The organism is Enterococcus innesii, from assembly GCF_022846515.1.
GTDB lineage: Bacteria > Bacillota > Bacilli > Lactobacillales > Enterococcaceae > Enterococcus_D > Enterococcus_D innesii.
In genome coordinates, this window is record NZ_AP025635.1 from 2,488,550 (window position 1) to 2,509,697 (window position 21,148).

The following is a 21,148-nucleotide window of genomic DNA, read 5'->3' on the forward strand; positions in this document are numbered from 1 at the left end:
CGCTGAAACGTTAGACTGAAAGCGAACTTCTGGGGGGACATTCTTCAATCCTGTAAATCAGAAAGGTGTTTTCGGTAGCTTTTCTACTAGCATTTGCCAATCATTTTTTGCTAGTAGTTAAGCTGAATAGTTTTTCTCTGATCCCCTTGGCTCATTGTTATTTTGTCCGCTGTGATAGTGACATCAAAGGGTGGGATCTGATCAGAAAAGGCATTCCCTAAACACGCAACGAGCCATTCCTGTTGTCCGGCGAGAACGGTTTTGCTTACTTGAGGGATGACGGTTCGACTATAAAGTAGATTCGTGTTGGGTTCTGGCATCAAGAGGGTACCCTCTTGATACGTCGGGAAGGTTTTGATACCGACACAGCCAACCGAGCTTTGATAAAAGGTGCCTTCTTTACTAGAAAGCGCAGCACCATCAGCTGGTGCTGCAAAGCTGCCATTGACCAGTTGCAACCTTCGATCCGTTTGAATCCGATGGTAACGCAGATGCCAAGGATACATCGGAATCACAAAGGTTTCGATGACGACCTGATCGTAGGGGCGCCAGCGACTATAGACGTAGTCATCTTCAATCGCAAAGGCTTCGTAACCAAAAGCTGTTTTAAAATCCGTCTGCCCCTCTGAGATCGCCAATGTATTATCATAGGCACCTTGTTTCAATAAAACGGTTGCTTTCGGTACGCTAAACCCAAACGTTGTCGAATAGACAAATTTTTCGTATTTGGCATTCCCGTGAGCGTGTTCGTGGGAATGTTGCCCCGCAGTGAAAGCTTGCAATTCTGTCCCTTCTTGGTTATGCACCAAAAGCATGCGACTATGTGGATTGCGCACCTGTGTGGCAAAGGTTGGCACCTGCTCCTCAAGCGTCCAAAATTCAGCATCCGCTGGGATGGCCAATACACAGAAATTTTTGAAAGCCCAATAAGGCGATCCTGGTGCGTTATAGCCTTCAGCCATATTTAGGTTGGGGTAGGCATAGCCAATACTTAAAAAGCCTTCTTGCGTAAAGATTGGTTGGCGAAACCAGTAACGCATGTTTTGTAACAGTAAATATTTTCCTTCGTTTTTGGTGAAACCCTCATATTCTATATCGGCGAAAGCCCCGACGGCAAAGAAACTTGATTGCGCAAACCGATACGTTAGACTACGACCAAAAGGCAATGCCGCACCGGTTTTCGTGAACCACTGTTTAAAGGAATGAGCGAACGTAGTGGCTCTTTGACGGTAGCTAAACTGATACAGGCATTGGGAACGACAGGTAAGAACACTGTAAAGGAGTCCGTAGTATTGCATCCCAAAAGGAATATAATAGTCGATTTGGTTTTCATAGCCATCAAAATACCAGCCGTCTGCTAAGTAATACCTCTCGATCTCTTCTTGATCAGCCAAAAGGGTGGTTTCTACAAAAGGCAATGCCGCCATTTCAAAGAAGGTATTGACTAAAATCCGAAAGAAGAGCCAATTGGTTTTAGGGATCGTGTGCTGATTGATCTGATTGAGCCAATCAAAGAGATTCGTTTGCTCTCTTGGTGTGAGGCGATCCCAAAAGACGGGTTTGGTAAAAATCAAATAGCTAGCAAGGGCACCCATTTCCACAAACAATTGGTCGTAGTCATGCAGTTTTCCCCAGTACTCCTGAGAGGTCGGGGTGGTGCCTGCAACGATCCCGGCATTGGCTTGTTGAAAAAGTTTTGGGTAACGAAGACACGCTTCTTCTTGGCTGAACAATGGGCCCAATCCCCAGAGTGTCCGTAAAAAGCCTTCGATGTCACTCTTTTCCTGAGTATACACAGCTCCTGAATTTCCTAGGTGGACCCTTCCGGGAGTTCCTTGTTGTGCCATACATTCGTATACGGGAGTGACCAGATCAACAAGGGCCTCTTCTAGATCGGTTTTGGTTCGAAGAGGGTTCTTACTTAATGCTTCTTGGAAGTTTCTCATGTAAACAGCTCCTTTTATTTGTTATTTTACTTTATTTAGTAAAATAAAGAAATGGAAACTGTTACATTTTTCGATTTTAAGTAAAAAAATAGTAAAAAATCGCTGGAAACAGTTACATTTTTTTGTCGACATCGCTATAATGGAGAAAATACGAGAGGAGCTACATGCAATGACCCAGATTTCCTTAACGATTTATGACCAAAAGCATCAAGTAAAACAAGGCAAACGAACACCTGAAAGTGAACCTACCCTTCTGCAAGCGACGGCGGAAGACTTTGTCACGTTGGCATCCCAAGAGTGTTGTTACGAGGACGGAGATAAAATCGTTGTCTCGCTCTCACGCAGTGGACAATTTGTGTGGGTCACACTCGATGAAACGCTGGCGACTACTTTGGTGTACATCAAAGGCAACGAGTGGATCTACCCCGTACATCTTAGTGAAAATGCCAAAGAAGCCGCGCCAGAAGGCCGTTTTGCTGGGAAAAGCCATTATTTGAGTGTGCGGGTAGCAACAAAAGAAGAACTAGCGGCTTACCGCAACGTCGCCTTAAACCCTCATGATCAAAAAGAATTCTTGGGTGCCTATCCGCATGCCCATGCCAATGTTGAAACAAGAGATGATGCGACGTTTTTCGCTTGTAACGCCATTGATGGCATTTTTGCCAATACGTCTCATGGCAATTATCCCTATGGCTCATGGGGGATCAATCAACAAGCAGATGCCGCTTTGACGATCGACTTTGGTCATGAGGTCCGCATCGACCAATGCGCGCTTACGTTACGGGCGGATTTTCCCCATGATAGCTATTGGCAACAAGTCACGTTGGCGTTTTCCGATGGGAGTCAAGAAATCTTGCAGACGGTCAAAAGCAGCCAGCCTCAACGGTTTTCTTTCCAGTCGCGAACGGTCACTTGGGTGAAATTGTATGAGCTGATCCAAAATGACGATCCCTCACCATTTCCAGCGTTGACCCAAATCGAAGTCTTCGGACGCTCCATTCAGGAGGAAAACGCGTGAATCCAGCAGATGTAAAAGAAGAAATTTTACAGGCGGCACAGGCTTACCTTGACACTGGTGAGATTCCCTATTTGCCTTATCAAGGCTATCAAGAGTATCTCGAATCGGGGAATCGTGTTGTCTTCGAATCCCATTATTTTGCCCGCCGACGGATGCTGGTGGTTTTAGGACTTGCTTATGAAATAGAGCGTAAGGCAGCGATCAAAGTGTTGCTGGAACAGGTGATTTGGGAAATCTGTAATGAATATACATGGTGTCTGCCAGCGCATCTGCCGATTGTCGATGGCCAGTTTTCTTCGCAAGCGCGCCACACAGTCGATCTTTTTGCAGCTGAAACTGGGCAATCCTTAGCAGAGTTGTTTATGTTGGTTGGGGGGGACCTTTCACCAGTCATCACAGAACGAGTGTTGTATGAGATCGATCAACGGCTTTTTTTACCCTTCGAGGAGCAAACCTGGGAGTGGGAGACAAAAGAGAACAATTGGCCCGCAGTCATTGGTGGCTGTCTTGGAATGACGGCGCTCTATGTATTGCCGAAAAAAAGCGAGCGACAATTGCGGATAATCAAACGATTGGATACTGCAATGCAAAGCTATCTTAACAGCTTTGGCGAAGATGGGGCTTGTGTGGAAGGTGTCGGATACTGGGCGTATGGGTTTGGTTATTTTCTGTATTATGCGCAATTGTTGGCAGAAGTATTGCAAGAAGATACCTACCTAAAGCAGCCTAAAACCAGAAAAATTGCTGCTTTTCCTTACTACACGATGATTTCTCCAGGGCGTTACATTCCTTTTTCTGATTATTCGGCGATCGAACTGCCTAGTGGCTTGGTCAGTTATTGCTACGAGCATTTGGGCGTGGCGGTTCCCCAATTATCGGGGGTCAGTCCGTTAGATTTTGATCCTTGCTACCGGTTTGCCCACAGCTATCGAAATTTGTATTGGCATAACGAAGCGATCACACGAGAAACGAATGCCTCGTTTCATCACTATTTTGAACAAGCGCAGTGGTTCATGGCAAAAGATGTGCAGCAGAATCTTTTTTTTGCTGCCAAAGGGGGGAGCAATCAAGAAAGCCACAATCATCTCGATGTCGGTCATTTTGTATTAGGAACGACGGAGGAGCTGTTTCTGACGGACCTTGGTGCAGGGGAGTACACCAAAGAGTATTTTGACGAGAACACGCGCTATCACTACTTTCCCGCAGCCGCAATCAGTCATTCGCTGCCGATCATCAATCAGCACACCCAACGCGCAACTGCCGAGGAAGCAACGGTGCTGCAGGTCAATGACCAGCGATTTGACTTAGACCTCAGTGCGTTCTATCCGAAAGCAGCGGTCACTGAATACCAGCGACGCTTCGTTGTCTCGCAGCAACAAGTAACGATCGAAGACCATTTTGTCTTTGACGAGCACCAACCAAAGAATCTGGTGGTGGAAAACTTTATTACGGACATACCACCAATGGTGCAAAATAAGACCGTCCAGCTACTGACAAAAAAAGCGCGCTGTGTTCTTTATTTTACCAGTGATAAGATCCAAATACAGCCAGTCACTTATCAAGATCACCATGGTGGACAGGCACAAGCGTATTTGATTCAAGCCGAATACACGCTTGAGCAGACAGGGGAAATCAAAACGACCATCAAAATAAAAAAAGGGTGAGAAAGATGCGGTGCTTCCTTGCAATGACGTTGTTCAATGCAAGAAGACACCGCAGCTTCTCAGCCTTCTTTTGGTTTTGCGGTAGATTGACGAATCACCAGCTGGGTACTTAAAAAGATTCGTCTGGCGATCCCAGGATTTTCGATGCGGTTATAGAGTAGCTCTAACCCCGTTTCACCCATCTCTTCAGTAAATGCTTGGACCGAAGAAAGAGGTGGAGAGACATAACGGGACACCGAAATATCGTTGATGCCCATAACACTGATGTCTTCAGGAATCTTGATTCCATGAGCCGTTAGCGTATGAATGACCCCAATCGCAAAGGCATCATTGGCTGCCAAAATCGCAGTCGGCAAGCGGTCTTGCCACAAAGCCAATGCCTGCTCCGTTAATTCTTCCCCCGTTTGGACATCCAACCGACTATTTTCTTTCACGATGAAATAATCCTCATCAAACAGCTGATAATGCTGCATCATATCGACATAGGTGTTGACCGTTGGCGTTTTGTACCGCCGATACCCATACATATTTTGACTTTCCTCGGCGCCGATAAAGGCGATTTTTTGATGACCAAGTCCCATCAAGTGAGAAAGAGCCAACTCGGTTGCTTGCGTAAAATCGGTATTGACAGAATCGTAGTCATCCAGTGGAAAGTTACTGCCAATCACACAGAGGTTGGGGTGTAGCTCATGGAGTTTCTTGACCCGCTCTTCTGTAAACTTGCCGATTGCCAGTAAGCCATCGACGGACTGGATCACTGACTCATCAAGGTTGGAGATTTTTAACAGATCACAACCCAGTTCGGCGGCGCGTTTTTCCACACCCAAACGAATCGACATATAGTAAATGTCTTCTAATTCTTCATCATCCATCCGCCACTGAACGATCCCGATCGATTTGTTGTGTTTTTTTGGTACATCCACTGGTAGTTCACGCTGCTTTTGCTTGTTTTTGTATTTCGTATAATTTAGTTTTTCAGCTGCCTCGAAAATCTTTCGTTTGGTTTCTTCGGTCACTGAAAGACTAGGATCGTAGTTCAGAACCCGTGATACGGTTGATATTGATACCTCAGCTATGGTCGCTATGTCGGTAATCGTAGCCATAGAATCCCTCCTCCAATGCTTCTCCTCTTCAGTATATTTCTTTTTAGTAAAAAAACCAAGAGAGAAATTGCTCTCAAGTAAAAATTTTACTTTTTTTAGGAAAAACTATTGATTATTTTCCTAAAAAAAAGTATGATTTGAAATGAAGAAAGCGTTTTAAAAATGAGGGTGGCATGAATGAAGTGGATTAATTCGTTATTTATCCTGGGTCTACTTATGGGGTTGACTGCTTGTTCTCCAAATGAAGCAACGCAGACGCAAGCATTTTCCCAAAGCAGCGAAAAGCAATTAAAAGAACGAGCGCTTTGTTATTCTGACGAAGATTTTTCGCAAGGTGTCGTCCCGTTGCATGAATTCGTGAAGCTATCTGGCACCATCGTAAAGAGTGATGCGAAAACAGCAGACATTGAGAAAGGGGATCGATTTATTCTAGAAACAGCGGCTGGACAGTACCAAGTATTCAATGAACAAAGTCAACAACTGAAACTGCAAGATGTGGTGACGGTCTACGGAGAATATTATGGTTTTATTAAAGCGACATTGATTGAAAGGAAGGATGCGGATGCAATCACAGAAGCTGCAGCAATTGAAAAAGAATAAATTTGAAAGTTATGAAGATGTAGCAGCCGGCTTCAAAACGATCATGGATCAACTCAAACCCGCTTTTGCAAGCAGTCGTCCCGGTCATTTGGCTTTAGGCAGCCATGGGACTGTCTATGAAAAAGAGGTACAGGAACTTGAAGCGTTCTTGCGACCGCTTTGGGGACTCGCGCCTTATCTAACCCAGCAAGAAGATTCATTCATGGAAACCTATCTCTCAGGAATTATTGCGGGTACAGATCCAGAGAGTCCCGATTATTGGGGTGTTGTGGAAGACTTCGACCAACGAATCGTGGAAATGGCTTCGCTAAGTACGTTTTTATTATTAAACAAGGAAAAAACGTGGGATGTTTTATCCCAACGCCAAAAAGATGATCTCCATGCGTGGCTGATCCAAGTCAATCAACGAGAAATTCCCGCAAACAATTGGCATTTCTTTCGGGTTCTCGTCAATGTAGCCATGAAGCGTTGTGGCAGCAGCTTTTCCCAAGAAAAAATCGATGCTGACTTGGCATTGATCGAGACCTTTTATTTAGGGGAAGGATGGTACTGTGACGGAGTAGCCACTCAAATCGATTACTATGTATCTTTTGCGATCCACTACTATAGTCTTCTGTACTGTCGATTTGTCCCTGAGGATCTTGAAAGGGCAACGAAGTTCAAACAACGAGCCACCGATTTTGCTGGAACCTTCAAGCATTGGTTTGCAGCAAGTGGAGCTGCCGTTCCTTTTGGTCGAAGTTTGACGTATCGCTTTGCGCAAGTTTCTTTTTTCAGCGCATTGGTTTTTGCGGATGTTGAAGCATTGCCATGGGGAGAGATCAAGGGGTTGATCAGTCGTCACCTGCATCAGTGGATGCAGCAAGACATTTTTACTTCCGAAGGGATACTGACGGTCGGCTATTCGTACCAGAATCTGATCTTTGCCGAAGGCTACAATGCACCAGGTTCGCCTTATTGGGCGTTAAAAACCTTTCTTTTGTTAGCGGTACCAAAGGAGCATCCCTATTGGCAAGCCACCCCGACGCCATTAGCGATCACTGAAAGAACACTGGCTCATCCCATCAGTAAGAACTTTTATCAACACAATCAAGACTTGACGCATGCCTTGATGTTTCCTGCAGGACAATTTATCAACTATCAAAGTCATGCCAACAGCAAATATAGCAAATTTGTCTACTCAACGACGTTTGGTAATAGCGTGCCCAAAAGCAATTATTGGTTTTATGAAGGAAATTATGACAATACGTTGGCTTTGTCAGAAGATGACCATTACTTTCGCACCAAAGGATTGGATCGCCAGTATCAGCTTTTACCTGATCGGATCATTCATGAATGGGATCCATGGGAAGACGTGCAGATAAAAACAACGATCATTCCACTGATAGGCAGTCACCTTCGCATTCACGAGATCAATTCTCAGCGCGCCCTTTCTTTTTATGAGGGTGGGTTTTCATCACCGAAAGAGGCAACTGCAATCACTGAAAAAACCGCACGCAGCGCTGCGGTACGAACATCGATCGGTTATTCGAAAATCGAGGCAATCGCTGGCTATGAAACGAGCGATATCTTACGAACGGAGCCCAATACGAACCTCTTGTATCCTGCAACGTGGCTGCCGTATCTAACTGCTCAACGACAAGCAGGAAAGCACCTGTTCGTTTCCCTCGTCACCGGCTTGCTTCCACAAGAACAAGAACAAGCAGTGACCGTCGAAGTGACAACAAACAACATTACGATCAATCAATCCGGACATATGATCCAGGTTGAGCGAATAGGAGGAAAAAATGGAAACCAGCTATGACGTACAGCTATCACAATGGGTAGCCGAGCAAATCGACTTCACCGTTAATCAAGTAAGAAAGAATACTAAGACCTTTGACACGTTGGTCCCACCTGCAGCAAGTGAACAGCTTGTCTATCGACCAGAAGCCAACCATGATTGGACGGCGAGTTTTTGGACTGGCATGTTGTTTTTGAGTAAAGAACTGACGGGATCAACAGAATTTGATGAAACCATCGAAAAACAACTGCACTCTTTCCAAGAACGATTGGACCAAAGAATTGGACTAGAAACCCATGATATCGGGTTTTTGTATAGTTTGACTGCGATTGCCGACTATCGAGTGAACGGACGGGAATCTTCGAAAAAACTCGCGATTGCCGCCGCCGATCTATTAATGGCCCGTTACTCACCCAAAGCCCAGATCATTCAAGCGTGGGGCAATCTCGATGATCCGCAACAACGGGGGCGCATCATTATTGATTGCTTGATGAATTTGCCGCTATTGTATTTTGCTTCCCAAATGACGGGGAATGAATCCTACAAAAAAGCAGCCTATGCTCATGCCAAGCAGACCCAGAAATACATCGTGCGAGACAACGCCACGACGTATCACACCTATTACTTCGACGTTGAAACTGGAGCGGCGATCGGCGGCAATACCCAACAAGGCTATGCCGATGATTCCTGCTGGGCGAGAGGGCAAGCGTGGGGAATCTACGGATTTACGCTGAGTTACCTTTACACCGGTGATACCAGTTTCTTGAAGACTGCTCAAGACCTTGCGGATTACTTTATTGCTGAATTACCGGCGGACAAGGTCAGTTATTGGGATTTAGTGTTTAACGATGGTAGTCAGGAAGAAAGGGATAGTTCGGCCGCCGCCATCGCAGTCTGTGGCTTGCTAGAACTGGCGAAACATTTACCGATCACGCAGCCAAACCAAGCCGCCTATCAAGAAAACGCCTTGGCGATCTTGGCGTCGTTAGCCCAAAACTATACAACGATCGACCATCCCGAATCAAACGGACTTTTGATGCATGGGGTTTATGACAAGAATTCCCTCAAAGGGGTCGATGAATGCATGATCTGGGGCGATTATTATTATATGGAAGCGCTGATGCGGGTGTCACAAAGTTGGTATTCCTATTGGTAGTTTTAGGGGCGACCCTTTAAAAAAATGTTTAATGGAGGAATGAACATGCACTTTTTGAAAAAAGGTTTATTAGCAGCAACGATGTTTGGGACGATCGCAGCCTTGGCAGCCTGCGGAGGCGGAGCGACAGATGATTCCGCTGCTTCTGAAGATGGCGACATCAAATTGACCGTAACCACTTGGAATTACGATACGACACCTGAATTCGAAAAACTATTCCGTGCCTTTGAAGAAGCGAATCCGGGCATTACCGTTGAACCTGTCGATATTGCTTCAGATGATTATGATACCAAACTGACGACGATGCTCTCTTCAGGAGATACGACAGATATTTTGACCATGAAAAATTTACTTTCTTACTCTAATTATGCGTTGCGGGACCAATTGGTGGATCTCACCGACCATATCGGATCATTGGATATTGCCCCAGCGCAAGAAAGCTATGACATGTATGACGTAGAAGGCAAAACCTATGCACAACCGTATCGGACGGATTTTTGGGTCTTGTATTATAACAAAAAAATGTTCGATGAGGCAGGCTTAGACTACCCATCAAACATCACCTGGGACGAATATGAGGAGCTTGCCAAGCAGCTAACAAAACCAGACGAACAAATTTATGGTGCGTATCAACACACGTGGCGTTCCACTACCCAAGCGATTGCAGCTGCCCAAAATGGCGCAAACTTGATCGATCCTCAATACGACTATTTAGAAGAATATTATGATCGTGCATTGCGGATGCAAGACGAAAAGGCGCAAATGGACTTTGGGACAGCAAAATCAACGAAAGTTACGTACCAATCACAATTTGAAAATGAAAAAGCAGCCATGATGTACATGGGAACTTGGTATATGGGTGCATTGATGACCAATATCGACGATGGCAAGACAGATGTTGAGTGGGGCATTGCGGAAATGCCGCAAAATGAAAAAGGGGAAGTAACGACATTTGGTTCTCCAACTGCTTTTGCCATCAATAAAAATTCAAAACATCAAGAAGCTGCACAAAAATTCTTAGACTTTTGTTCTGGTGAAGAAGGCGCCAAAGTATTAGCAGAAGTCGGTGTCGTTCCTTCGTATAAGACTGACGCCATTGATGAACTTTACTTCTCCCGTGAAGGCATGCCCGCCGATGAAGTATCGAAAAAAGCCTTCAATCCAGAAACCGTCGCGATCGAGTTTCCTGTCGATGAAAATGGACCAGCGATCGACAAAATCTTGCAAGAAGAACATGACTTGATTCTTGTAGGGGATGAAACACCAAAAGAAGGCATTGCGAATATGGAAAAAAGGGTGAAATCTGAAACAGAATAGTCCTAACGAGAGAAGGGACTTGGGCAAAAAAGTTCCTTCTCTTTATTAATGAAAGGGGGCCTGCTGGCAAGCAGCAGGAGACAAATATGGAAATAACCTCAAAATCAAAAGCAGCCAATAAGTTGAAACGCAAAAATACGCTAACCGCGCTGTCTTTTATTGCACCGAACTTTATCGGCTTTTTCTTATTTACCTTAGTGCCAGTTGTGTTCTCATTGATTCTGGCTTTCATGGAATGGGATTCCTTTAGTTCGCCTGAATTTGTGGGAATGAAAAATTTCAGCAAAATGCTAGGGGACGACACCTTTTGGATCTCGTTAAAGAACACCTTTCTCTATACGATTGGCGTCGTTCCATTGACGTTAGTATGTTCCTTAGGCTTAGCGATTTTATTGAATAAAAAAGTACGTGGAATGAAGTTTTTCCGTACTGCCTTCTTCTTTCCTTATGTCACCTCGCTAGTTGCGATCGCTGTCGTGTGGAACATGTTGTTTCACCCAACGATGGGACCAATCAATCAGTTTTTGAAATTTTTTATTGAAAATCCTCCTGGTTGGACCTCCAGCTCTGATTGGGCTTTGACGGCGATCATCATAGTCAGCGTCTGGCGTGGCATGGGGTATTACATGATCTTATACTTGGCAGGGTTACAAAGTGTGCCAAAGGAATTGTATGAAGCGGCTTCGATCGATGGGGCCAACAAGTGGCAGCAGTTTCGCAACGTGACGTTGCCGTCCTTACGACCAACGACCTTCTTTGTTTCGATCATGCTGGTCATAAACTGTTTCAAGATCTTCGATTTGGTCCAAGTCATGACTGCCGGCGGACCCGGCCGAGCCACCAATGTCTTGGTGTATCAAATTTACAACGAAGCGTTTGTGAAATTTAATTTTGGTTACGCATCCGCGATCGCCATGGTCTTGTTCGTGATCGTTTTGGGCATCACGGTGATCCAGTTTAAGTGGAACCAAAGACAAGAACGGGTGTAAGGAGGGAGTACAGATGGAAAATACACTGAGTAAAAAGAATGTTCAAGCCAAACCAAAACAAAAAGCCAAGCTGTCGATCGGCAGTGTCTCCTTGATTCTCTTATTAACATTTCTCGCGTTAGTGACACTGATCCCGTTTCTTTGGATGATCTCTGCTTCTTTTAAGACCAATAACGATGTTTTTAGCGTACCGATCCAATGGATTCCAAAAAGTTGGCACCCAGAAAACTATTCGGTGATCTGGGATCGCATACCTTTGCTAACTTTTTTCAAGAACACAGCATTTTTGAGCATTATCATTACCTTGATCCAATTGTTTACCTCTAGCTTTGCGGCCTATGGGTTTTCAAAGATGCATTTCAAAGGACGCGACCTGTTGTTTCTGACATACATCGGTACGATTGCGATTCCTTGGCAATCCTATATGATTCCTCAGTTCATCATGATGCGCCAGTTTGGGCTGACAGACACGCTTTGGTCTTTGGTCCTCTTACAAGCCTTCAGTGCCTTTGGCGTCTTTTTGTTGAAACAATACTATAGTAGTATTCCTGATTCACTGTGTGAAAGTGCGCGGATCGATGGTTTGAGTGAGTGGGGGATCTATCGAAAAATCATTCTACCACTGACGAAGCCTGCTTTAGCGAGTCTGACCATCATCACCTTCGTCAATACATGGAATGATTATATGGGACCATTTATCTACCTCTCCTCAACCGAAAACAAAACCATTCAGTTAGGCTTGAAAATGTTTGTCGGCTTATATGATGCCGAGTACGCCCTGATCATGGCAGCATCTGTGGTCTCCATTTTGCCAGTAGCGATCGTCTTTTTAGCAATGCAAAAATACTTCGTAGAAGGAATCGCTACTTCGGGAATGAAAAATTGAGGTGATCAATCATGTTTACCAAACCTACCTTTGAAAACAATCTTTACATGCGGATCTTCCGCTGGCTATATATTGGCTTTGCCCTGAATATCAGTTTTTGGGTCGTGAATACACCCTACACCCTCACGGCAATGTTCTTGGCAGTCGATCCTAGAAACCTCCTTTGGTTTGCATTGGCACTCTTGCTGATTGGTCCAAGCATGATCAGCCTCCTGGCTGCGATCGATCGCTTTGCAGAACACAAAGACATCGATCCAGTAAAAGATTTCTGCTACTTTTTAAGAACCTTTGCCGTGCGCGGGTTTCTCTATTGGCTCATCGGCTGGCTGGGAAGTGTCATTGCGATCGTGGATATTCTGTTTGCGGTTCAATTTGAAAGTGGCAAATGGCTCGTTCCTTTCTTTCTTTTGTTAGGGATGCTTTCCATAGCTCTAAGTATCAACGCTTGGTACTTCCAAGTGCGTAATCCAAAAGCCGCTAAGAAAGATGTCCTGCGTACCGCACTTTTCTTCACTTTGAAAAAATGGCCTGTTAGTTTGTTAGCAACCTGTTTGTTTGTTGCCGTTTTTGTCGCCTTGATTTTGAAGCCGCAATTTTGCTTTACTCTTTTTCCTGTCCTTTTTTTCGGACTCCTTTATTTAAACTTACGGAAATTTCAGATAAAATAGAAAGAAAGTCGTCTACGAATAAAGGAGACGACTTTTTTTAGGAGAAAGGGGTGTTTGAAGATGGCAGAAACAGTCACACTTCAACCGATTACCGAAGAAATGCTTGCTGAACTTTGGTCGATCAGCTATGGGCCTAAGGCAGATTTAGAATGGAAAAAATGGGACGGACCGTATTTTCAAGACCCCGTGTTGACGTGGGAAGAATTTCGAAAGGGGTTTGGCGCTAGCTGTATCGACAACCCGTTACGTAAAGCGATCAGCTATCAAGGAAGAATCGTGGGGATCGCGACCGCTTATTGGGAAGACAATACCTTGCAGCAGTGGTTGGAATTCGGGATAGCCATCTATGATGCTTCCCTTTGGAATCAAGGCATTGGCAGCCAAGCAATTCGCCAGTGGATCAATGAGTTGTTTGAATCACAGCCTCATATCCAGCGTGTCGGTTATACCACGTGGTCGGGCAATCACCGCATGATGAAACTAGGAGAAAAGCTAGGGATGACCAAAGAAGCCCAGATCCGCAAAGTCCGTTTCTGGGAAGGCACCTATTATGATTCCATCAAGTATGGCATCTTACGAGAAGAATGGGCACAGCAGAAGTGAAGGTAGGGGATGCGAGATTTTTTCGTGTCCTCTTTCGTTGTTGATGATTGATCAGATGCATTTTGCGTATAGTAAAGTACCTAGTAAAAAAGGGGCTGATCTCCTAGCTGTATTTTGTAATTACGTGGTGAAATAGACTATATAAGTTATGAAGGAAAGGTGATTGTTTTGGATACAGTGAAAACAAGAAAGCAAGGAAATGCGGTAATGGTCACGCTAGCAAGTAAGTTTGAGATTCCTGCTGGTAAGACCTACTTTATCAGCAAAGAAAACGATGGGACGATTTCCTTGATTCCTAAGATCGATGATTATTTTTTAGCTGCAAAAGAGAAAGAATTTGTTGATGAAGAAGATATGCTAGCTGCTGATTTTATTGTTGAAGGCAGGCAGCTTGATGAATAGGCTCGAACAAGGGACTCTTGTATTTATTGATTTTGATCCCTCGAAAGATAGTGAAATCAAAAAGCGCAGGCCTGCTTTAGTCATCAGCAGGGATGAGTACAGTTACACCTCAAATTTGATCATTGTTTGTCCAATAACGAGTACAGATCGGAAGCGTCCTTACTTTGTCGCTATTCAACACGACAAATTGAAACCTGGGAGTAAAGTAAATACAAAGCAAGTTTATACGCTAGATTATTCCGAGCGTGACGGTAGAAAGATTGAAATTTTAGGGAAACTATCAAAAAAAGAACTGATTAATGTTGCACAGCATTTTATGATGAACTTTAATTTTCCATTATAGTTAAAAAAACAGCAGGATGGAAAAAGTGAAGGATCCTCACAAAAAACGAGTGAGGGTCCTTCACTTTGATTTCCTAAGAATACAAGGTTTCAACAATAGAGAAAAGAAGATAGTTGAAAGATAAAAGTAAAATTTCAAAAATAGTCGACTTTCTGAACAATAACCATGTACTATCTCTATGTAATACTTTATAATAATTCCAATGTACAGATTAGAAATATTTTAAAAAAGTCGGGAATAGCGTTTGAAGTTCATTCTCAATTAGTCTAAAATAGTGAGAAAGAAAAGATACTGGAGGGAAAGAAATGTCAGTTTTAGAAATCAAAAATCTACACGTCCAAATCGAAGATAAAAAGATCTTAAAAGGCGTTGACTTAGTGTTAAAAACTGGAGAGATCCATGCCATCATGGGACCAAACGGTACAGGGAAATCAACCTTGTCCGCTGCCATCATGGGCAACCCGAATTATGAAGTGACAGAAGGGGAAATTTTGTTCGACGGCGAAAACGTCTTGGAAATGGAAGTGGATGAGCGAGCTCGTTTAGGTCTGTTCTTGGCGATGCAATACCCAAGTGAAATTCCAGGCATCACCAATGCAGAATTCATGCGGGCAGCGATCAATGCCAAACGTGACGAAGACGACAAAATCTCTGTCATGGATTTCTTGAAGAAATTAGATGAAAAAATGGATTTATTGAATATGCCCGAAGAAATGGCAGAACGCTATTTGAATGAAGGCTTCTCCGGTGGAGAAAAGAAACGAAATGAAATCTTACAATTGTTGATGCTAGAGCCAACCTTTGCAATTTTGGATGAGATCGACTCTGGTCTAGATATCGATGCCTTGAAAGTCGTAGCAAAAGGCGTCAATGAAATGCGCGGCGAAGGCTTTGGCGCTTTGATCATCACCCATTACCAACGTCTGTTAAACTACATCACACCAGACGTGGTTCATATCATGATGGAAGGCCGTGTCGTGATGACCGGTTCGGCAGACTTAGCCAAACGCCTAGAAGCAGAAGGCTATGCTGGGATCAGTAAAGAGTTAGGGATCGACTACAAAGAAGAAGAAGCGTAAGGAGGCAAGGTAAATGGCAAAATTACAGGATTATCTTGAACAAGTCAACGTTTTTTCAGCGTTAAAAGAAGAGCCTGAATGGATGTTGGAATTACGCCAAGCAGCCCTTGCGAAAGTGGATGAACTTGCGTTTCCAAAAATCGAGCGGGTGCGTTACGAGCGTTGGCCATTGTTCAATATCGACGAACAAGCACTTGCTGGTGAGTACGCTTTGTCAGAAGAAGAAGTGGCAGGCGCAGTTCCCGCCTTTAACGCGATGGATAACCATCCGACCCTCGTTCAGTTCGATGACACCACCATCTTTGAGCAATTACCGCAAGAGTTGATCGACAAAGGCGTGATCTTTACCGACTTGTTTACAGCAATGAAAGAAGTACCAGAGTTGGTTAATCAATACTATATGACCAAAGCAGTGCCAATGGACGAAGACAAAATGACCGCAGCACATGCGGCGTTTATGAATAGCGGCATGTTCTTGTATGTACCAAAAAACGTGGTGATCGAAGAACCCCTTGAAGCGATTTTCTATCACAATGGCAATAGTCAAGCGCATTTCTTCAAACACATTTTGATCGTTGCTGATGAGCACAGTGAGTTCAGCTACTTGGAACGTTTCCAAACCAAAGGCGACCAAGCGAAAAAACTGTCTGGCAATATCGTAGTGGAAGTAATTGCCAAAGCAGGCGCGAAGGTCAAATTCTCTGCGATTGATCAGTTAGGTGTCAACATTACTACGTACATGAATCGTCGCGGCTACGTATTACGAGATGCGATGGTAGATTGGGCGATCGGAGTCATGAATGACGGAGACGTCGTGGCGGACTTTGATTCTGATCTTGTAGGCGAAGGCGCGCATTCGGAAGTCAAAGCGGTCGCAATCAGTGCTGGACGCCAAACACAAGGGATCGATACCCGCGTCACCAATAAAGCACCGCATTCCATTGGTCATATCCTGCAACACGGTGTCATTAGAGAACGCGGCGTCTTAACCTTTAACGGTATCGGACACATTTTAAAAGGAGCCAAAGGAGCGGACGCGCAACAAGAAAGCCGTGTCCTAATGCTTTCAGACCAAGCCCGTGGCGATGCTAACCCAATCCTTTTGATCGATGAGCACGAAGTAACAGCCGGACACGCAGCCAGTGTGGGACGGGTCGATCCAGAAGAAATGTACTACTTGATGAGTCGTGGGTTGCGCAAAGAAGAAGCGGAACGTTTGGTGATTCGTGGTTTCTTAGGATCCGTCTTGACCGCGATCCCAGTCAAAGAAGTGCAACAAGAATTGGTTGCCGTTATCGAAGGGAAGTTGCTCGCATGATCGATGCCCAAAAAGTGAAACAAGCGTTTCCCATCTTGGATCAGCTCGTAAATGACGAACCATTGATCTACCTCGACAATGCCGCCACTACGCAAAAACCAGAGGCGGTGCTGCAGGCGATCACCGATTATTACCATCAAGACAATGCCAACGTTCATCGTGGGGTCCATACCCTCGCAGAACGGGCGACCCATTCCTATGAAGGCGCACGAGAAAAAGTTCGCAGTTTTATCCATGCGAATGAGACAGCGGAAGTGCTGTTTACTCGCGGGACGACCACTGGTTTAAATTGGGTCTCCCGCAGCTACGGCGACTGTTTTGTCAATGAAGGCGATGAAATCGTGATTTCCTATATGGAACATCACTCCAATATCATCCCTTGGCAGCAATTAGCTGCTCGGAAAAAAGCTACCTTGAAATATATCCAGTTGACACCAGAAGGCACCTTGGACATGGAAGATGCCAAGAAACAGATCACAGACAAAACCGCCATCGTTTCGATCGCTCACGTTTCCAATGTTTTAGGCGTGATCAATCCGATTGCGGAGTTAACCAAATTGGCGCATCAGCACCAAGCCGTCATGGTGGTGGATGGTGCTCAGGCTGTTCCACATATGGCAGTTGATGTCCAAGCACTGGATTGTGATTTCTATGCCTTTTCTGGCCATAAAATGTGCGGACCAACTGGTATCGGTGTCTTATACGGCAAGCGGCAATGGCTGGATCAGATGGAACCCGTCGAATTTGGCGGGGAAATGATCGATTTTGTCCATCTGCAAGAAAGCACGTGGAAAGAACTGCCGTGGAAATTTGAAGCTGGTACACCAAATATTGCCGGTGCGATCGGTTTAGGTGCAGCGGTGGATTACTTAACAGAAATCGGCTTAGAAAACATCCACGCCCATGAAGCAGACTTAGCTGCCTACGTTTTGCCAAAACTGCAAGCCATTGAAGGCTTAACCATCTATGGCCCCCAAGAAGCAGCAAAACGCACGGGAGTGATCGCCTTTAATCTAGCTGGTATCCATCCTCATGATGTTGCTACTGCTTTAGACATGGAAGGCATCGCGGTACGGGCAGGTCATCATTGTGCCCAACCCCTCTTGACCTATTTGCAAGTCCCAGCGACTGCACGGGCCAGCTTTTACCTGTATAATACAAGAGAGGACGCCGATCGACTGGTTGACGCCATCAAGCTGACGAAGGAGTTTTTCCAACATGGCACTAACGAAATTAGATAATTTGTATCGACAAGTCATTCTGGATCATTCCAGCCACCCACATCATCGGGGCACCTTGGATGATTCAACGTACAAAGTCGAATTGAATAACCCTACCTGTGGCGACGTGATCCACTTGGAGCTCGCTGTCGAAGGAGACACCATCAAAGACATCGCGTTTACTGGCGAAGGCTGTTCCATCAGTACCGCCAGTGCATCCATGATGGGGGATGCGATTATCGGTAAGACACTAGCCGAAGCTGGTGAACTTTCAGGCTTGTTTTCTGAGCTCGTCCAAGGAAACGACATTCCCCAAAGCGATCGCTTAGGCGATGCTTCCATGCTTGGGGGTGTGGCGAAGTTTCCTGCACGCATCAAGTGTGCGACCTTAGCTTGGAAAGCATTAGAAAAAGCCATTGCTGCCGACAGTACACAAGCATCTGTCAGTCACAGCCACGCCAATGAATCTGACACTGAAGAAACCAGCGAATAGACAACCGCACTACAAAAGGAGTGAGAACCATGGGTGTACCCGAATTAGAAGAATATAAATTTGGCTTCCACGATGACGTGCAGCCTGTTTTTAGTACCGGCGAAGGATTGACCGAAGACATCGTCCGTGAAATCTCACGGGTCAAGCAAGAGCCAGAATGGATGCTTGAGTTCCGCTTGAAGTCTCTTGAAGCCTTCAACAAGATGCCCATGCAAAACTGGGGCCCGGATCTGTCTGACATCGATTTTGATGCCATCAAATATTACCAAAAACCAAGTGATCGTCCTGCCCGTGATTGGGATGACGTACCAGAAAAAATCAAAGAGACCTTTGAACGCATTGGTATTCCAGAAGCCGAGCGGGCATACCTGGCTGGCGCTTCTGCCCAATACGAATCAGAAGTCGTTTACCACAACATGAAAGAAGAGTTTGAAAAACTTGGCATCGTCTTTACCGATACCGATTCAGCCTTGAAGGAATACCCTGAGCTGTTCAAACAATACTTCTCAAAATTAGTCCCACCAACCGATAACAAGCTTGCTGCTTTAAACTCAGCCGTTTGGTCAGGTGGTACCTTTATCTATGTACCAAAAGGCGTTCGTGTCGATGTGCCATTACAGACCTATTTCCGGATCAATGCCGAAAATACCGGTCAGTTCGAACGAACATTGATCATCGTTGACGAAGGCGCCAGCGTCCATTATGTTGAAGGCTGTACCGCCCCAACCTATTCAAGCAATAGTTTGCACGCAGCCATCGTTGAAATTTTCACCCTAAAAGACGCTTACTGCCGCTACACCACCATTCAAAACTGGTCAGACAACGTCTATAACCTAGTAACCAAACGGGCCAAAGCCTTAGAAGGTGCTACCGTTGAATGGATCGATGGCAACCTAGGAGCCAAAACAACCATGAAATACCCAAGTGTGTATCTTGATGGTAAAGGCGCACGGGGCACGATGCTTTCCATTGCCTTTGCAGGTGCCAACCAAATCCAAGATACTGGTGCAAAAATGATCCACAATGCACCAAACACCTCCAGCTCCATCGTCTCAAAATCAATTTCTAAAGACGGCGGTGCAGTAAACTACCGTGGACAAGTCACCTTCGGCAAGAAGAGCGCAGGTTCTATCTCCCATATCGAGTGTGACACCATCATCATGGATGACCTATCGAAATCCGATACCATCCCATTCAATGAGATCCACAACAGCCAAGTGTCCCTAGAACACGAAGCCAAAGTCTCCAAAATCTCAGAAGAACAACTGTACTACCTAATGAGCCGCGGCCTCTCCGAAAGCGAAGCAACCGAAATGATCGTCATGGGATTCGTCGAACCATTCACCAAAGAATTACCGATGGAATACGCAGTCGAATTGAACCGGTTGATTAGTTATGAGATGGAAGGGTCTGTGGGGTAATAGGGGTACACTATTACATTCAAAGCTTCATTGACTTGATTAGTATGTTACTGTTTTCCATAAAATAATGAAAAGGAGTACTCTAAGGAGTGCTCCTTTTTGTATCTTCTTTAGGCTTATTGTTGTTAAATTCCTTCAAGAAAAAGGTAGTAATGTCCAACCTACAAAATATAGATTGAACATTACTACCTTTTTCTTAGAGTTTTATCAATTAATAGTTTTCCGAGTTCATAAATTGCTGTTAAAACTGCGATACAAAAAAGTAGTGCAGTATATTGTACAAGAAAAACTATGTTGAACCATAGCCCATAGACCATTGGGAAAACGACTAAAAGACAAACATATAATTCTATCTTTCGTCTTTTTCTTATTTGGAACCATCTTTCGTCTGTCAAAACTAAAACCCCTTTAAGTTAAATTAAAACCGTTAGCCCGTATTCGATCATTGAATTTTTTGGTCAAGCAAGTGATGCCCTCAGCTAAGTATAAGAATAATTGAGAGCTACCAAATAAATATTACCTTATTATCTATATTGGAATAATTTTATCGCAAAAGAATAAATTTAGAATATTCGGACTGTTTTCTCGTCCCAAAATAAGTTGACAATCCGACGAAAAAACTGATTGATAACGGTATCAATCAGTAAGAGCTTAAAACGATCGAAGATTAGTATTACTTAGCATCGTTTTTTTTAAAGTAGTCATCAATGTAATCCTTAATTTTTTCAAAATCTTTAGTCAGAAAAAATTTAGAAGGAACTTTTATGATGGGGAGGTTATTTTCATTATCAAAAGGAGCGAATGGCTCAGGAAGGACCAAGTAATCAACAGTATCTTTATCTCTCAGATAATTGATTGAAACGTCGTAAAACGGTGAAAAATAGTCTTTGAGGCTTGTGTCTCTTTGATAAAGAACACCTGGAGTTAATGGTGTGTAAGATAATCCATTGCTCAAAACTAAGACAAAACAAATTCTTTTCATAAAAAATCACCTTTCCATTCGATTAAATACTAGCGTCATCTCAACAGTCAAGGATTCGTTATTCATTTAATAAATCCATTTTAATAGACAAATGGATAAAATAGTGAGCAATAGAAAAATAATTCAGTTGTTGGGTAGAAGGGAACCAACAATCACA

At 44.3% G+C, this 21,148-nt stretch carries 20 protein-coding genes; 17 read left to right on the plus strand and 3 right to left on the minus strand.

Translation table 11 applies throughout. The annotated features are described in order from the left end of the window. Positions 1-110: 110 nt before the first annotated feature. Entirely contained in the window at positions 111-1,946 is a 1,836-nt protein-coding gene (locus tag ENLAB_RS11675; RefSeq protein ID WP_244351177.1) for a DUF2264 domain-containing protein, read from the minus strand. Positions 1,947-2,115: 169 nt separating this feature from the next. Between ENLAB_RS11675 and ENLAB_RS11680 the strand changes: the two genes are divergently transcribed. Both ENLAB_RS11680 and ENLAB_RS11685 read left to right on the plus strand, forming a co-directional pair. Continuing rightward, positions 2,116-2,964 (plus strand): hypothetical protein, encoded by an 849-nt coding sequence (locus ENLAB_RS11680; RefSeq protein WP_244351179.1) that lies wholly within the window; start codon positions 2,116-2,118, stop codon positions 2,962-2,964. Next, the gene (locus ENLAB_RS11685) at positions 2,961-4,628 is read left to right on the plus strand and encodes a heparinase II/III family protein (RefSeq protein WP_244351182.1); all 1,668 of its coding nucleotides are present in this window, start codon (positions 2,961-2,963) and stop codon (positions 4,626-4,628) included. Before ENLAB_RS11680 ends, ENLAB_RS11685 begins: the two co-directional genes overlap by 4 nt. Before the next feature lie 59 nt (positions 4,629-4,687). Here ENLAB_RS11685 and ENLAB_RS11690 read toward each other — a convergent pair whose 3' ends face one another. Continuing rightward, the gene (locus ENLAB_RS11690; RefSeq protein ID WP_005232137.1) at positions 4,688-5,731 is read right to left on the minus strand and encodes a LacI family DNA-binding transcriptional regulator; all 1,044 of its coding nucleotides are present in this window, start codon (positions 5,729-5,731) and stop codon (positions 4,688-4,690) included. Between the two features lie 177 nt (positions 5,732-5,908). Here ENLAB_RS11690 and ENLAB_RS11695 point away from each other — a divergent pair, with 177 nt between their 5' ends. The 15 genes from ENLAB_RS11695 (at position 5,909) to sufB (ending at position 20,009) form a co-directional block, all read left to right on the plus strand. After that, positions 5,909-6,331: a hypothetical protein gene (locus ENLAB_RS11695; protein WP_074535302.1), complete on the plus strand. Its 423-nt coding sequence runs from the start codon at positions 5,909-5,911 to the stop codon at positions 6,329-6,331. Then, the gene (locus ENLAB_RS11700; RefSeq protein ID WP_244351185.1) at positions 6,294-8,135 is read left to right on the plus strand and encodes a DUF2264 domain-containing protein; all 1,842 of its coding nucleotides are present in this window, start codon (positions 6,294-6,296) and stop codon (positions 8,133-8,135) included. The genes ENLAB_RS11695 and ENLAB_RS11700 overlap by 38 nt, the downstream gene beginning before the upstream one ends. Further along, positions 8,119-9,270, plus strand: coding sequence for a glycoside hydrolase family 88 protein (locus ENLAB_RS11705; protein ID WP_244351187.1), 1,152 nt, complete (start codon positions 8,119-8,121; stop codon positions 9,268-9,270). Before ENLAB_RS11700 ends, ENLAB_RS11705 begins: the two co-directional genes overlap by 17 nt. Before the next feature lie 45 nt (positions 9,271-9,315). After that, positions 9,316-10,587 (plus strand): ABC transporter substrate-binding protein, encoded by a 1,272-nt coding sequence (locus tag ENLAB_RS11710; RefSeq protein WP_223079666.1) that lies wholly within the window; start codon positions 9,316-9,318, stop codon positions 10,585-10,587. A gap of 86 nt (positions 10,588-10,673) precedes the next feature. Further along, positions 10,674-11,576 carry a carbohydrate ABC transporter permease gene (locus ENLAB_RS11715; RefSeq protein ID WP_005232126.1) on the plus strand — a complete coding sequence of 301 codons (903 nt, stop codon included), beginning with the start codon at positions 10,674-10,676 and terminating at the stop codon, positions 11,574-11,576. A 13-nt stretch (positions 11,577-11,589) separates the two neighbouring features. Next, positions 11,590-12,462, plus strand: a complete 873-nt coding sequence (locus ENLAB_RS11720) for a carbohydrate ABC transporter permease (protein WP_244351189.1) — start codon at positions 11,590-11,592, stop codon at positions 12,460-12,462. 11 nt (positions 12,463-12,473) lie between these two features. Further along, positions 12,474-13,130, plus strand: a complete 657-nt coding sequence (locus ENLAB_RS11725) for a DUF624 domain-containing protein (protein WP_244351192.1) — start codon at positions 12,474-12,476, stop codon at positions 13,128-13,130. Positions 13,131-13,190: 60 nt separating this feature from the next. Beyond that, positions 13,191-13,733 (plus strand): GNAT family N-acetyltransferase, encoded by a 543-nt coding sequence (locus ENLAB_RS11730; RefSeq protein ID WP_244351194.1) that lies wholly within the window; start codon positions 13,191-13,193, stop codon positions 13,731-13,733. Between the two features lie 177 nt (positions 13,734-13,910). Beyond that, complete coding sequence (gene mazE, locus ENLAB_RS11735; RefSeq protein ID WP_371860490.1) at positions 13,911-14,135, plus strand: type II toxin-antitoxin system PemI/MazE family antitoxin; 225 nt, start codon at positions 13,911-13,913, stop codon at positions 14,133-14,135. Next, positions 14,128-14,478, plus strand: a complete 351-nt coding sequence (locus tag ENLAB_RS11740) for a type II toxin-antitoxin system PemK/MazF family toxin (RefSeq protein WP_244351196.1) — start codon at positions 14,128-14,130, stop codon at positions 14,476-14,478. Before mazE ends, ENLAB_RS11740 begins: the two co-directional genes overlap by 8 nt. 305 nt (positions 14,479-14,783) lie before the next feature. Beyond that, on the plus strand, positions 14,784-15,557 hold the full coding sequence (gene sufC / locus ENLAB_RS11745) for a Fe-S cluster assembly ATPase SufC (RefSeq protein ID WP_005227367.1): 774 nt from the start codon (positions 14,784-14,786) through the stop codon (positions 15,555-15,557). Positions 15,558-15,570: 13 nt separating this feature from the next. Beyond that, positions 15,571-16,875, plus strand: a complete 1,305-nt coding sequence (gene sufD, locus ENLAB_RS11750; RefSeq protein ID WP_244351198.1) for a Fe-S cluster assembly protein SufD — start codon at positions 15,571-15,573, stop codon at positions 16,873-16,875. After that, complete coding sequence (locus ENLAB_RS11755; protein ID WP_244351201.1) at positions 16,872-18,116, plus strand: cysteine desulfurase; 1,245 nt, start codon at positions 16,872-16,874, stop codon at positions 18,114-18,116. Before sufD ends, ENLAB_RS11755 begins: the two co-directional genes overlap by 4 nt. Then, the gene (sufU, locus tag ENLAB_RS11760; protein WP_005232105.1) at positions 18,094-18,588 is read left to right on the plus strand and encodes a Fe-S cluster assembly sulfur transfer protein SufU; all 495 of its coding nucleotides are present in this window, start codon (positions 18,094-18,096) and stop codon (positions 18,586-18,588) included. The genes ENLAB_RS11755 and sufU overlap by 23 nt, the downstream gene beginning before the upstream one ends. 29 nt (positions 18,589-18,617) lie before the next feature. Then, the gene (sufB, locus tag ENLAB_RS11765) at positions 18,618-20,009 is read left to right on the plus strand and encodes a Fe-S cluster assembly protein SufB (protein WP_005232103.1); all 1,392 of its coding nucleotides are present in this window, start codon (positions 18,618-18,620) and stop codon (positions 20,007-20,009) included. 673 nt (positions 20,010-20,682) lie between these two features. Here sufB and ENLAB_RS11770 read toward each other — a convergent pair. Further along, positions 20,683-20,991, minus strand: coding sequence for a hypothetical protein (locus ENLAB_RS11770; RefSeq protein ID WP_244351203.1), 309 nt, complete (start codon positions 20,989-20,991; stop codon positions 20,683-20,685). Positions 20,992-21,148: the final 157 nt, after the last annotated feature.